The sequence below is a fragment of the Variovorax sp. UC74_104 genome (assembly GCF_044055375.1).
Classification (GTDB): Bacteria; Pseudomonadota; Gammaproteobacteria; order Burkholderiales; family Burkholderiaceae_C; genus Variovorax.
In genome coordinates this window covers 2,229,469-2,242,983 of sequence record NZ_CP171978.1, presented here as the reverse complement: position 1 = coordinate 2,242,983, position 13,515 = coordinate 2,229,469, and the positions used below count along the sequence as shown (strand labels likewise).

Below are 13,515 nucleotides of genomic sequence, written 5' to 3'. Positions count from 1 at the left end.
CTTTCGACCCTACCCGCCGCAAATTGCGGCAGGTGTAGGCCTTGATGAAGATTTGCAATGCCGAAAGGCGTTTCTGCAAATTGCCTTTCAGCACGTAACCTGGGCGATCGGGACTCCGCAGCCCGTCATTCGGCCGCGCGCGCGGGGACCAGGATCTCTCGCTGCCCGCTGCCGCTCATGGCGCTGACGAGGCCCGCCTTCTCCATGTCCTCGACGAGGCGCGCGGCGCGGTTGTAGCCGATCTTCAGGTGGCGCTGCACCAGCGAGATGCTGGCCTTGCGGTTCTTGAGCACCACTTCGACCGCCTGGTCGTACATCGGGTCCTTCTCGCCGTCGCCACCGCCGCCGAGCAGGTCGCCGTCACCGTCGCCATCGACCGTGCCGCCTTCGAGCACGCCCTCGATGTAGTCGGGCTCACCCTGGCTCTTGAGATAGGCGACCACGCGGTGCACCTCGTCATCGCTGACGAAGGCGCCGTGCACGCGGATCGGCAGGCCGGTGCCGCTGGGCATGTAGAGCATGTCGCCCATGCCGAGCAGCGCCTCGGCGCCCATCTGGTCGAGGATGGTGCGGCTGTCGATCTTGCTCGACACCTGGAAGGCGATGCGGGTCGGGATGTTGGCCTTGATGAGGCCGGTGATCACGTCCACGCTGGGGCGCTGGGTGGCAAGGATGAGGTGGATGCCGGCGGCGCGCGCCTTCTGCGCGAGGCGGGCGATCAGTTCTTCGATCTTCTTGCCGACCACCATCATCAGGTCGGCCAGCTCGTCGATGACCACGACGATGTGCGGCTCGCGCTTGAGCGGCTCGGGATCGTCGGGCGTGAGGCTGAAGGGGTTGTAGATGAACTCCTCGCGCGCCTTGGCTTCGTCGATCTTGGTGTTGTAGCCGGCCAGGTTGCGCACGCCCAGCTTGCTCATGAGCTTGTAGCGGCGCTCCATCTCGGCCACGCACCAGTTCAGGCCGTGCGCGGCCTGGCGCATGTCGGTGACCACGGGCGCCAGCAGGTGCGGGATGCCTTCGTAGACCGACATTTCGAGCATCTTCGGGTCGATCATGAGCAGGCGCACGTCGCGCGCCTCGGCCTTGTACAGCAGCGACAGGATCATCGCGTTGATGCCCACCGACTTGCCCGAACCGGTGGTACCGGCCACCAGCACGTGCGGCATCTTCGCGAGGTCGGCCACCACCGGGTTGCCTATGATGTCCTTGCCGAGGCCCATGGTGAGCATCGACTTGCCTTCGTTGTAGACCTGCGAGCCCAGGATCTCGCTGAGCTTGATCGACTGGCGCTTGGCGTTCGGCAACTCGAGCGCCATGTAGTTCTTGCCCGGGATCGTCTCGACCACGCGGATCGACACCAGCGAGAGCGAACGCGCCAGGTCCTTCGCGAGGTTGACGATCTGCGAGCCCTTGACGCCCGTGGCCGGCTCGATCTCGTAGCGCGTGATGACGGGGCCCGGCGAGGCGAGCACCACGCGCACCTCGACGCCGAAGTCCTTGAGCTTCTTCTCGATCATGCGCGAGGTCATCTCGAGCGTGTCGGCGGAGACCGTCTCCTGGCGTGCCTGGGCAGGGTCGAGCAGGTCGACCTGCGGCAGCTTGCTGTCGGGCAGTTCCTTGAAGAGCGGCTTCTGGCGCTCCTTGACGACGCGGTCGCTGCGGGGCACCTCGGTCATCGCGGGCTCGATCTGCACCGGCGGCGAGGGCGGGCGGCGCTTGGGGCGCGGTTCGATGTGGAGCTCGTCCTCGTCCCCACCACCGGCGAAGGCGGCGGAGGACGGCGCCAGCGAGGGCTCGGAACGGCCGGAATCGGTGTCGCCGCGCGTGAAGGCGGGCTCGTCGGCTTCGGCGCGCTCGCGGGCGGCCTGCTTGCCCATGGCGATGTCGGCGGCCAGTTCGCGCTTCTCGCGGCGCGACTCGAACAGCGAATAGAAGCGTGCGCCGATGCGCTCGGCGATCAGGCTCCAGGAGAAGCGGAACACCAGCGCGGAGCCGATCACGCCGCCGGCAATGGCCACCAGCGCCGAACCGGTGAAGCCCATCCAGCGCACGCTGGCGGGCCCCACGAGATAGCCCAGCGCACCGCCGCCGGAACCCGGCAGATGGGCTTCGAGCCGGTACAGGCGCGACCATTCGAGCACGGTGCTCGCGCACAGCAGCAGGATCAGGCCGAGCCAGAAGGCAAGGCGGCTGCGGTTGAAGCGTCCGCGCGGCGTTGCCTGCTCGGCGGCCGAGTGCTCGCCGCCGCGCAGCCAGTTGGCCAGCGACGACAGCCAGGCGCGCAGCCCCGCGAAGAGACACCACCAGACGGAATAGCCAGCCGCGTAGTAGCTGCCATCGGCCAGCCAGGCGCCGATGCGGCCGCCCCAGTTCTTGATTTTCGCCCCCGGTGCCCGAGGTGGACCAGGCGGCGTCCGAAGGCGTGAAGCTCAGCATCGAGATCAGCCAGAACAGCAGTGCTGCGAATCCCGCGATCAGCGTGATCTCGTGGGCGAAGCGCATCGCGCGCAGGCGCACGGGTTGCCCTTCGGCGGCAGAGGAGGATTGAAGCGTATTCAGCGAATAGGTCATGAAAAACACGGCGGCCGGCCCCGGAAAACAGGGGGCGGACGCACGAACACTACAACAAAAGGCCGGGGCCGCCTGCAACGGCGGCCCCGGCCCTGGAGGCTCATGCCAGCGACAGGAGCCGTTCCTTGACGATCATCGAGCCGTCGTCGAGCGTCTGGACGAAGCCGCGCTCTTCCAGGTCCTTCATCACGCGGCTCACCATTTCGCGCGAGGCGCCGACCATCTTGGCCAGGTCCTGGCGGGAGATCTTGTCGCGCACCTTGAGATTGCCGGCGCTGTCTTCCACGGCGAATTCGAGCAGCGAGCGGGCCACGCGCCCGTAGACATCCATCAGCGCCAGCGACTCGATCTTGCGGTCGGCATGGCGCAGGCGCTGCACCAGCCCGCGCATGATGTTGTACGCCATGGAGGAGTTCTCGGGCAGGCAGCGCGCGAAGGCGTCGCGGCCCAGCATGAGCACGTCGCACTGGATCTCGGTGCGCACGGTGGCCGAATGGGGCTCGTCGTCGATCAGGCTCATCTCGCCCAGGTAGTCGCCCGGATGCAGCGTGGCGAGGATGACCTCGCGCCCCCGGCTGTCGGCGCTCGTGACGCGTGCACGGCCAGTCAGGATGATGTAGAGCGCATCGGACTTCTTGCCCTGCTCCACGACGACTTCCGCGCGCTTGAAGCGCTTCTTGATGATCGCGTCCGCGATGCTAGCGGACTGCGTGGCTGTCAACGACGCGAACAATGGAACGCGCCGAAGCAATTCGAGGTTGGACAGCATCGACATTTATCAATCCCTGAGACAGCGGGCGGAGCAATCCAGAAAGCAGCAAGTCGATGGATTACTACAATCGCGCGCATTGAAAACACCGTTTACCCGGTGTTGAACCGGGCAGTGATACTCCATATATATCGCTACCACCCTGAAAATGTACACGCTGAAGCAGCGTCCATCCTAGGTTTTCTACTCATGTCCGCACCCCAACACGCCAAGGTTTTGATTCTGGGCTCCGGCCCCGCCGGCTATACCGCCGCCGTCTATGCGGCGCGCGCAAACCTCCAGCCCCTGCTCATCACCGGCATCGCCCAGGGCGGACAGCTGATGACCACCACCGAGGTCGACAACTGGCCGGCCGACGTGCACGGCGTGCAGGGCCCCGACCTGATGCAGCGCTTCCTGGAGCACGCGGAGCGTTTCAAGACACAAATCGTTTTCGACCACATCAACAAGGTCGACCTGAGCAAGCGCCCCTTCACCCTCACCGGCGACAGCGGCACCTACACCTGCGACGCGCTGATCATCGCCACCGGCGCTTCGGCCAAGTACCTCGGCCTGGATTCCGAACAGAAGTTCATGGGCCGCGGCGTCTCCGCCTGCGCAACCTGCGACGGCTTCTTCTACCGCGAGCAGGAGGTCTGCGTGATCGGCGGCGGCAACACGGCCGTCGAGGAGGCGCTCTACCTCGCCAACATCGCGAACAAGGTCACGCTGGTGCATCGCCGGGACAAGTTCCGCGCCGAACCGATCCTGATCGACAAGGTCAAGGAGAAGGTCGCCGAGGGCAAGATCGTGCTGAAGCTGCACAGCGAGCTCGACCAGGTGTTGGGCGACGACTCCGGCGTGACGGGCATCCGCATCAAGAACACGCAGACCGGTGCCACCGAGCAGATCGACCTCAAGGGCTGCTTCATCGCCATCGGCCACCACCCGAACACCGACATCTTCCAGGGCCAGCTGGAGATGAAGGACAACTACATCCTCACTCGTTCCGGCCTGCAGGGCTTCGCCACGATGACCAGCATTCCGGGCGTCTTCGCCGCCGGCGACGTGCAGGACAACATCTACCGCCAGGCCATTACCAGCGCCGGCACCGGCTGCATGGCAGCGCTCGACGCACAGCGCTTCCTGGAGCAGGACGGCACGCTGTAACCAACGGGGAGCCCAAAAGGGCTATAATCCGAGGCTTTGCCGAAACTTGGCTCTCTCACGAGCTACGGCAAAGCCGGGGTACCGCCACCCGTTTTCTGGCGAGGTCAAGCTGCAAAACACCTGCAATCGCCCTGATTGCGCCGGTGCCAGCTGTTCAAGAAAGAGTGTCCTCATGGCACGCGTATGCGACGTAACGGGCAAGGGCCCGATGGTCGGAAACAACGTTTCCCACGCCAACAACAAAACCAAGCGCCGGTTCCTGCCGAACCTGCAATACCGCCGTTTCTGGGTCGAGACTGAAAACCGCTGGGTTCGCCTGCGCGTTTCGAGCGCTGCACTGCGCCTGATCGACAAGAACGGCATCGACGCCGTGCTCGCAGACCTGCGCGCACGCGGCCAAGCTTAAGGAGCTGAATCATGGCAACGAGCAAAGGCGGACGCGAAAAGATCAAGCTGGAATCCACCGCGGGTACCGGCCATTTCTACACGACCAGCAAGAACAAGAAGACGATGCCTGAAAAGATGTCGATCATGAAGTTCGACCCCAAGGCGCGCAAGCACGTCGAATACAAGGAAATCAAGCTGAAGTAATTCGGCTCCGGTTTTCCCCAAATAAAAAACCCGCTGATGATTCAGCGGGTTTTTATTGCCCGTCTATTTGATCGAACGGGTTGGCCGCATTTACGACTGCGGCGGGCATTAAAAAGCCGGCCCGTGGGCCGGCTTTTCGATCAAGGCTGAAACGCCTCAGGCGCGGGCAGCACGCAAACGGGTCGAGAAGTCGCGCAGGCCTGCAATGCCGCTGGCTTCCGCACGATGGCACCAGGCCGCCAGATCGGCCGCCAGCTGCTCGCGCGACTGCGAGGTGTTGAGCCACAGCTGACGCAGCTCTTCACGCATCGTGACCATCTTGTCCAGAACCGGATGCGCGGCACGGGCTTGCACCACGTGCGTACGGGCCGAGGCAGGCACCTTGTCGTCGTCGCGATGCAGCCAGCGCTTGGCGGCCTTGAGCACCGATAGGTCAGCACCCTTGGTCTTCAGTGCATCGAGTTCCTGGCTGGTGACACGGCGCATTTCGCGCGCATAGCCGGCCATGACTTCGTAGCGGTTGGCGATGACGGCCTCGAGCGTCTTCTCGTTGGCCACAGGCTGGATGTCGCCCATCAGCATCTTCGGCGGCACCTTCTTGACCTTGGCCCAGCCCAGCTTCTGCAGTGCCTGGATGTAGATCCAGCCGATGTCGAACTCGTACTTCTTGACCGAGAACTTGGCCGAGGTGGGGTACGTGTGGTGGTTGTTGTGCAGCTCTTCGCCGCCAATGATCAGGCCCCAGGGCATGATGTTGCGGCTGGCGTCGGGCGCCTCGAAGTTGCGGTAGCCCCAGTAGTGGCCAATGCCGTTGATCACGCCGGCGGCGGTGATCGGGATCCAGAGCATCTGCACGGCCCACACGGCCATGCCGAGCGTGCCGAACAGCGCCAGGTTCAAAACCAGCATCAGGCCGACGCCCTGCCAGCTGTAGCGCGAATACAGGTTGCGCTCGATCCAGTCATCGGGCGTGCCGTGACCGTAGCGCTCCATCGTTTCCTTGTTCTTCGACTCGGCGCGATACAGCTCGGCGCCGCGCCAGAGCACCTCTTCGATGCCCTTGACCTGCGGGCTGTGCGGGTCGTCCTGGGTTTCGCACTTGGCGTGGTGCTTGCGGTGGATCGCAACCCACTCCTTCGTCACCATGCCGGTGCCGATCCAGAGCCAGAAGCGGAAGAAATGCGACGGGATCGGGCCCAGATCCATGGCCCGGTGCGTCTGCGTGCGGTGCAGGAAGATCGTGACCGCGGCAATCGTGATGTGCGTGGTGGCGAGCGTGTAAAGCACGATCTGCCACCAGCTGAGATCCCAAAGGCCGTGTCCGAGCCATTCGATGGCCGCATTGAGGACGGCGGAGTCAGGAAGCAACATTGAGTCAGGTACTCCATCATGGCCGCACGAAGGTGCAGCCTTCAGATAACCCGCGATTTTAAGGTGGCAGGGCTTAAAACAAGCCCTTTAAACCTTCAAGAAAGGCGCAGATTAACCCTAGTTTGGAGTCCGGCACCTATTTGCGGTTCCAGGCCGCGGCAAAGAAACCGTCGGTCGAATGGCGGTGCGGCCACAGCCGCAGGTAGCGCCTGGCGCCCTCCCCGCCCGAACACAGGGCCTCGAAGCCCTCGACCTTGAGGCCCTGAAGCAGCTCCGCCGCGTCCACGGGCACGAAATCGGGGTTGGCGGCGCCGAAAGCTTCCGCGATCGCCTCGTTTTCCTCCGGCAGCACACTGCACGTGGCGTAAACCAGACGCCCGCCCGATTTAACAAGCCGTGCCGCACTCTGCAGAATGGCCGACTGCTTGACCGTCAATTCCTCCACCGACTTGGGCGATTGGCGCCACTTCAGGTCGGGATTGCGCCTCAGCGTGCCCAGCCCCGAACAGGGCGCGTCGACCAGCACGCGGTCGATCTTGCCCGCCAGCCGCTTGACCCGGTCGTCCCGTTCATGGGCGATGGCCGCCGGATGCACGTTCGACAGCTTGCTGCGCGCCAGGCGCGGCTTGAGCGCGTCCAGCCGGTGCGCCGAGACGTCGAAGGCGTACAGCCGGCCGGTGTTGCGCATCGTGGCGCCGATGGCCAGCGTCTTGCCGCCGGCGCCCGCGCAGAAATCGACCACCATTTCGCCGCGCTTGGCGTCCAGCAGCAGTGCCAGCAGCTGCGAGCCCTCGTCCTGCACCTCGATGGCGCCACGCGCGAAGGCATCCAGTTTGGTGAGCGGCGGCTTGCCTTCGATGCGCAGGCCCCACGGCGAAAACGGCGTCGCTTCCGATTTGATAGCAGCCAGCGCAAGCTCCGCCTTCACGTCCGCACGCTTGTCGGTCAGGGCGTTGACGCGCAGGTCGAGCGGCGCGGGCTCCTGCAAGGCCTGCACCAGCGGCCAGAAACCGTCGCCGAGCTGCGCCTTCAGCGGCGCGACCAGCCACTCGGGCAGGTTGTGGCGATGACGCTCGAGCAGGTCGTCCGGCTTGACGGCATCGCAGTTGTCGAGCCAGCGCTTCTCGGTGTCGTTGAGCGCGCTCTTCAGGAAGTCGCGCGGGCCGTGAAAACCCAGGATCGCCATCCGCCGCTCCTTGGAGCCGCTGCCCGAGGGCGAAAGGTGGTCGAAGAGCAGCTTCTTGCGAAGCACGGTGTAGACGGTTTCGGCGAGCGTCGCGCGCTCGCGCGGGCCGAACTCGCGGTGTTCGCGGAAGAAGCGCGAGACGACCTGGTCGGCAGGGTGATCGAATTTCAGGACGAGGCCAACCAGATCGGCGGCGGCCTCCAACAGGGCTTTGGGATGCATCCCCCGATTGTCTCAGCCGCGGGCGGCCCGGCCCCGGAGCCTACGCGCCGCGCGTCCAGACCACCCCGAACGCCTCGCGCTCGATGTCTTCCAGCTTCGGCGAATGGCCAGCCCACAGCACCAGCGCGGCGCCCGGCAGGGTGAGGGTCTGCTCCAGCTCGCGGCACAGGTGCCAGCGGTCTTCGTCGTCCAGCCCCGGCAGCTCCACGAACACGATGTAGGCGCGGCGCCACGGAAATTCGCGCAGGTTCTTCCGCACCAGCCAGGCCCGCGAGGCCGGCAGGCAGCGCACGAGGTCGGCCCGCAGCTCGCCCAGCTCGTAGTCGTTGAGGTCGTGCCGCGAGATCTGGCTGAAGAACGGCGTGCCGGTGATCTCTTCCCAGGCGCGCGCCTCCGCCTCTTCCGCTTCCTTGAGGCGGCCGCGCCACAGCTTCAGGGCCTCTTCGTCGTGCGGCCCGGCGTCGGGGTCCTCGAGCGAGGCGACGGCGCTCTTGGCCGCCCACCACCGGCTGGCCGCGCCCGAGCCGTGCAGCCGCTCGAGCACCGCAAGGCGCGCTTCGCGGTCGCTCGCGGGCAGCATCTGGGCCAGCCCGCGCAGCGCGCCGGGATGCTCCGGCGCAATCTGCAGCGCGCTCTCGTAGCGCACGCGCACGGGGGCGGAAGGGTCGAGCCGGCGCTCGGAATCGGCCCACTCGACCATCTCGTCCGGCGTGTTGCGCTCGCCGCGCGCGGCCAGCACCTCGATGCGCTCGCGGATGCGCGCTCGGTGCGCGTGGTGCTGCTTCCAGTCGGCCGCGTGGGCCCGGCGCCACTGATTGTCGAAATACTCGATCCACTTCCTGCGGTCGACCAGCAGGTCGAGCGCCGGCCTCGCCGACCATTCGGGCATCACCGCCTTCTGGTCGAGCGCCTCGAGACGGTCCCTCAGGACCGGATGGGTGTCCTCCAGGTCGCTCACGCGGCGCATCGCTTCGCGCAGCGCCTGGCGCGCGAAGTCGTCGTCGGGCGGCGTGCGCACGCGCTTGCGCAGGGCTTCGAACGGGCCCGGGGGCTGCGGCTCATGCTCTGCCCGGGCCCAGTGCCAGGGCCAGAACTCGTTGGCGTACCAGTTGCCCTTGATGGCGATCTCGGTCAGCGCGGCGGCGGCCACCGACGTACCCAGCAGCCTGCCCGAGATGCGGTCGGCCTCGTATTCGTCCTGGCGGGCCAGCGCGAAGGTCTTGGCTGCGAAACGCGGGAAGTACCAGCGGAAGAAGGCCTGCGAGAACAGCGCCATCACGCCTTCGTTGCGCTGCAGGCTCGCGTCGAGCTTTAGCCACGACAGCCGGGTGCGGTAGATCCACGCGCTCAGCTTGCCGTGGTTGCCGCGCAGGTGGCCATATTCGTGGGCCAGCACCGACAGCAGCCGCCGCCGGTCGAGCATCATCAAGAGCGGCAGCCCAATGCTCAGCGAGTTGACCGCGCCGCCGAACAGCCCGAAACGCGGCACCTGCCGGATGCTGGCGTTGAAATCGTCGTCGAGGTAGACGCGGTGGACCGGCGGCCCCTTGATGCGGGCGCGGATGCGATCGAGCGCCTCGAAAAGCGCCGGCGCGTCTTCCCGACGCAGCTCGATGCCCTCGGGATCGTCGAAGCGCACCCACAGCGCGCGCAGCGTCGCCCACAGCAGCCCCAGGGCGAACAGCAGCAGCCAGCCGCGCGTGAAGTTGAAGCGCTCCTCGCCTATGGAGGAAAGAACCCAGCCGATGATGCCCACCGACAGCCCGAGGCAGCCCAGCACCCACAGGTAGCCGAGCGCGGCAAAGGCCGCGACGCTGCGTCGATAGCGCGCGCTGTCGTCCGCACTGGCATGCTCGCTCAGTCGAACCAGGTGAACAAAATCAGCGCGATCCATCCGACTCCCGTCAAATCAAGCTCCGACAGTTTCTGAAGAAAGGCATGCCGCCGTTGAACGACGAAGACCTCCCTCCCCTGATCGAGACGCCCCTCGGGCGCTACCGCCACTACAAGGGCGGCGAATACGAAGTGCTCGGTACCGTGCGCCACAGCGAGACGCTGGAGCCGATGACGCTGTACCGTGCCCTGTATGGCGCCCGCGGCCTTTGGGTCCGGCCGGCCGCCATGTTCGGCGAAACCGTAGAGATAGACGGCATCGCCCGGAGAAGATTCACACCGATCTAGCCAGGCAGGCTGCGCGAGCCCTTCCTGCCTGGACAGGTTGCTACTTTTCTTGCAGCAACCTGAATGGGGTTCAGCCGCAGCGGACGTCCGTCACGCGGTTGCGGGCATCGACATCGAGATTGAGACGCCCGCCGTTGAGTTCCATCGTGGTGGCCTCGCCCGGCTTCAGCGTGCGCACCGTGCCGGCGCCGGAGCGTACGCGGGCGGCGGCTTCGAGCTGCGGCGACAGTGGCTGGCCGACGGCAAAGCGGGCACCGTCCGCATTGCACTGGTAAACAGGCTCCGGCGGCGGCGCAGGAGGCGCCGCGGGGGGCGGGCGCAGGCGCAGGAGCGGCGCAGCCCGCCATCAGGGCGGCGCCGGCAAGCGCCAGCAGCAACGATTGGTTCTTCACTTTCTGACTCCCGAAAACCCGCGAATATAAACAACTTTACTCATTGTCACACTATGTATCCGACAGCCACTGCGCGATGGCTCGCGGATACAACAGATGCTCCTGCGAGAGTACCCGGGCGGCCAGGGTGTCGGCCGTATCGTCCGGCAGCACCGGCACCGCCGCCTGCGCCAGGATCGGCCCATGATCGAGCTCGGTTGTTACCTGGTGCACCGTCACGCCGGCCACCTTGCAGCCCGCGTCGATGGCGCGCTGGTGCGTGTTCAGCCCTGGGAATGCAGGCAGCAGCGAGGGATGGATGTTCACCAGTCGCCCGGCATAGCTGTTGACGAAGCCCGGCGTCAAAATCCGCATGAAGCCCGCCAGCACCACCAGCGTCGGCGCGTAGCCGTCGACCACCTTCGCCAGCGCCTCGTCGAAGTCCTCGCGGGTCGCGAAGTCCTTGTGCGGAACCACCGCGGTGTCGATGCCCTGGGCCCTGGCGATGGCCAGACCGCCGGCGTCGGCCTTGTTGCTCACGACGGCGGCGATGCGCGCGCCGAAGCGCTCGGCCCAGCGGTCGCGCCCGGCGGCGCGCACGATGGCCTCCATGTTGGAGCCGCCGCCGGAGATCAGGATCACGATGTTCTTCATGGGAGGCGGGATTATCCGTGGCGCGCGGCTTGTCGCGGCGCGGACACCGCTTCACAGCACGACCGTGCTAAAACTCGTGGTTCCGGAGACAAGCCGCGTCTGCGGTGAACCGATCAACACAGCGAGGCACGCATGGATTTGAGCTTCACACCCGAAGAACAGAAGTTCCGCGAAGAGGTTCGCGCCTGGGTCAAGGACAACCTCCCCAAGGAGATTTCGCACAAGGTACACAACGCGCTCGAACTGACGCGCGACGATCTGCAAGGCTGGGCCAAGATCCTCGGCAAGAAGGGCTGGCTGGGCTACGGCTGGCCGAAGGAATTCGGCGGCCCGGGCTGGACCGCCGTGCAGCGCCACCTTTTCGAGGAAGAAACCGCGCTGGCGGGCGCTCCGCGCATCGTGCCCTTCGGGCCCGTGATGGTCGCTCCGGTGATCATGGCCTTCGGCAACGCCGAGCAGCAGAAGCGTTTCCTGCCCGGCATCGCCAGCGGCGAAGTCTGGTGGAGCCAGGGCTACAGCGAGCCGGGCTCGGGTTCCGACCTGGCTTCGGTCAAGACCAAGGCCGAACGCAAAGGCGACAAGTACATCGTCAACGGCCAGAAGACCTGGACCACGCTCGGCCAGTACGGCGACTGGATGTTCAACCTCGTGCGCACCAGCAACGAGGGCAAGCCCCAGACCGGCATCAGCTTCCTTCTGATCGACATGAAGTCGCCCGGCGTCACCGTGCGCCCGATCAAGCTGCTCGACGGCGGCCATGAAGTCAACGAAGTGTTCTTCGACAACGTCGAGGTGCCCGCCGAGAACCTGATCGGCGAGGAGAACAAGGGCTGGACCTACGCCAAGCACCTGCTCTCGCACGAGCGCACCAACATCGCCGACGTGAACCGCGCCAAGCGCGAGCTCGAGCGTCTCAAGCGCATCGCCAAGAGCGAAGGCGTCTACGAAGACCAGCGCTTCCGCGACGAGATCGCCAAGCTCGAAGTCGACATCGTCGCGCTCGAGATGATGGTGCTGCGCGTGCTCTCGGCCGCCACCTCGGGCAAGAACTCGCTGGACGTGGCGGGCCTGCTCAAGATCCGCGGCAGCGAGATCCAGCAGCGCTACAGCGAACTGATGATGCTGGCCGGCGGCGCCTACTCGCTGCCGCTGATCCGCGAGGCGATGGAAGCCGGCTGGCAGGGCAACTTCCCGGGCGGCAACCCGGCGCTCGCCCCGCTGGCGTCGACCTTCTTCAACATGCGCAAGACCACCATCTACGGTGGCAGCAACGAAGTGCAACGCAACATCGTCGCGCAGACGGTTCTGGGCTGAGGAGACAAAAAGCATGGACTTCAATTTCACCGACGACCAGGAACAGCTGCGCGACGCGGTTCGCAAGTGGGTCGACAAGGGCTACGACTTCGAGCGCCGCCGCGGCATCGAGGCCAAGGGCGGCTTCTCGCGCGAGGCCTGGGACGAACTGGCCGAGCTCGGCCTGGGCGGCCTCTATATCAGCGAGGACGACGGCGGCCTGGGCATGGGCCCGGTGGCCGGCATGGTCGTGATGGAAGAGCTGGGCCGCGGCATCGTGCTGGAGCCCTTCGCGCAGACGCTGATCGCCGGCGCGGTGCTCAGCGCCTACGCCGGCGCCGACACCAAGGAAAGCTGGCTGCCGCGCATCGCGGGCGGCCAGGCGATCGTGGTGCTGGCCTACCAGGAGCGCAAGGCGCGCTATCGCCTCGATGTGTGCGAGGCGCATGCCGCGAAGGCGGGCGACGGCTGGTCGCTGACCGGCGCCAAGAGCGTGGTGCCCGTGGGCGACGAAGCCGATGCCTTCCTGGTGCCGGCCAAGGTGGACGGCAAGATCGCCCTCTTCCTGGTCGAGCGCAGCGCCAGCGGCGTGGAAGCGCGCGGCTACGGCACGCAGGACGGCTCCCGCGCCGCCGAGGTCGTGTTCGACAAGGCCGACGCCACGCTGCTCACGCTCGACGGCCTCGCCGCGCTCGAGTACGCGGTGGACGTCGGCATCGCCGCCCTCTGCGCCGAAGGCGTGGGCGTGATGGATAAGACCGTGGACCTCACCGTCGAGTACCTGAACCAGCGCAAGCAGTTCGGCGTGGTCATCTCCAGCTTCCAGGCGCTGCGCCACCGCGTCGCCGACATGAAGATGCAGCTGGAACTCGCCCGCTCGATGAGCTACTACGCCACGCTCAAGCTCAACGCCCCGGCCGACGAGCGCCGCCAGGCGCTGGCCCGCGCCAAGTACCAGCTCGGCGTGTCGATGCGCTACATCGCCGCGAACTCGGTGCAGCTGCACGGCGGCATCGGCGTGACCGACGAATACATCGGCAGCCACTACTTCCGCAAGCTCACGCAGATGGAAATGACTTTCGGCGACACGCTGCACCATCTGGGCGAGGTCTCCGCCCGCATGCAGGACACTGCCGGCGTCTTCGCCTGACCGC

At 66.0% G+C, this 13,515-nt stretch carries 12 protein-coding genes and 1 pseudogene; 6 read left to right on the top strand and 7 right to left on the bottom strand.

What is annotated here, in order from left to right; translation table 11 throughout:
• Positions 1-125: 125 nt before the first annotated feature.
• Positions 126-2,574 (bottom strand): annotated as a pseudogene (locus tag ACHMXA_RS10430) (DNA translocase FtsK).
• Positions 2,575-2,674: 100 nt separating this feature from the next.
• Positions 2,675-3,349, bottom strand: coding sequence for a Crp/Fnr family transcriptional regulator (locus tag ACHMXA_RS10425; RefSeq protein WP_176668070.1), 675 nt, complete (start codon positions 3,347-3,349; stop codon positions 2,675-2,677).
• A 183-nt stretch (positions 3,350-3,532) separates the two neighbouring features.
• Between ACHMXA_RS10425 and trxB the strand changes: the two genes are divergently transcribed.
• The 3 genes from trxB (at position 3,533) to rpmG (ending at position 5,083) form a co-directional block, all read left to right on the top strand.
• Positions 3,533-4,492, top strand: coding sequence for a thioredoxin-disulfide reductase (gene trxB, locus ACHMXA_RS10420; RefSeq protein ID WP_176668069.1), 960 nt, complete (start codon positions 3,533-3,535; stop codon positions 4,490-4,492).
• Between the two features lie 172 nt (positions 4,493-4,664).
• Positions 4,665-4,898, top strand: a complete 234-nt coding sequence (rpmB, locus tag ACHMXA_RS10415) for a 50S ribosomal protein L28 (RefSeq protein WP_007830293.1) — start codon at positions 4,665-4,667, stop codon at positions 4,896-4,898.
• An 11-nt stretch (positions 4,899-4,909) separates the two neighbouring features.
• A complete protein-coding gene (gene rpmG, locus ACHMXA_RS10410) occupies positions 4,910-5,083 on the top strand; it encodes a 50S ribosomal protein L33 (RefSeq protein WP_007830291.1) in 174 nt (57 codons plus the stop codon).
• 156 nt (positions 5,084-5,239) lie between these two features.
• On the opposite strand, the gene ACHMXA_RS10405 is transcribed toward rpmG, so the two are convergent.
• From ACHMXA_RS10405 to ACHMXA_RS10395, 3 genes are all read right to left on the bottom strand, one after another.
• Positions 5,240-6,454 carry a fatty acid desaturase gene (locus ACHMXA_RS10405; RefSeq protein ID WP_395320588.1) on the bottom strand — a complete coding sequence of 405 codons (1,215 nt, stop codon included), beginning with the start codon at positions 6,452-6,454 and terminating at the stop codon, positions 5,240-5,242.
• 136 nt (positions 6,455-6,590) lie between these two features.
• Complete coding sequence (locus ACHMXA_RS10400) at positions 6,591-7,862, bottom strand: RsmB/NOP family class I SAM-dependent RNA methyltransferase (protein ID WP_176668067.1); 1,272 nt, start codon at positions 7,860-7,862, stop codon at positions 6,591-6,593.
• Positions 7,863-7,902: 40 nt separating this feature from the next.
• A complete protein-coding gene (locus ACHMXA_RS10395) occupies positions 7,903-9,756 on the bottom strand; it encodes a M48 family metallopeptidase (protein WP_395320587.1) in 1,854 nt (617 codons plus the stop codon).
• Positions 9,757-9,809: 53 nt separating this feature from the next.
• On the opposite strand from ACHMXA_RS10395, the gene ACHMXA_RS10390 reads away from it, so the two are divergent.
• Complete coding sequence (locus tag ACHMXA_RS10390) at positions 9,810-10,043, top strand: DUF1653 domain-containing protein (protein WP_176668065.1); 234 nt, start codon at positions 9,810-9,812, stop codon at positions 10,041-10,043.
• Positions 10,044-10,113: 70 nt separating this feature from the next.
• On the opposite strand, the gene ACHMXA_RS10385 is transcribed toward ACHMXA_RS10390, so the two are convergent.
• Together ACHMXA_RS10385 and purN are read right to left on the bottom strand one after the other, a co-directional pair.
• A complete protein-coding gene (locus ACHMXA_RS10385; protein ID WP_395321282.1) occupies positions 10,114-10,272 on the bottom strand; it encodes an I78 family peptidase inhibitor in 159 nt (52 codons plus the stop codon).
• Positions 10,273-10,486: 214 nt separating this feature from the next.
• Positions 10,487-11,068 (bottom strand): phosphoribosylglycinamide formyltransferase, encoded by a 582-nt coding sequence (gene purN, locus ACHMXA_RS10380; protein ID WP_395320586.1) that lies wholly within the window; start codon positions 11,066-11,068, stop codon positions 10,487-10,489.
• Between the two features lie 132 nt (positions 11,069-11,200).
• Between purN and ACHMXA_RS10375 the strand changes: the two genes are divergently transcribed.
• Together ACHMXA_RS10375 and ACHMXA_RS10370 are read left to right on the top strand one after the other, a co-directional pair.
• Complete coding sequence (locus ACHMXA_RS10375) at positions 11,201-12,382, top strand: acyl-CoA dehydrogenase family protein (RefSeq protein WP_176668062.1); 1,182 nt, start codon at positions 11,201-11,203, stop codon at positions 12,380-12,382.
• Between the two features lie 13 nt (positions 12,383-12,395).
• Positions 12,396-13,511, top strand: a complete 1,116-nt coding sequence (locus tag ACHMXA_RS10370) for an acyl-CoA dehydrogenase family protein (RefSeq protein WP_395320585.1) — start codon at positions 12,396-12,398, stop codon at positions 13,509-13,511.
• The last annotated feature ends 4 nt before the right edge of the window (positions 13,512-13,515 follow it).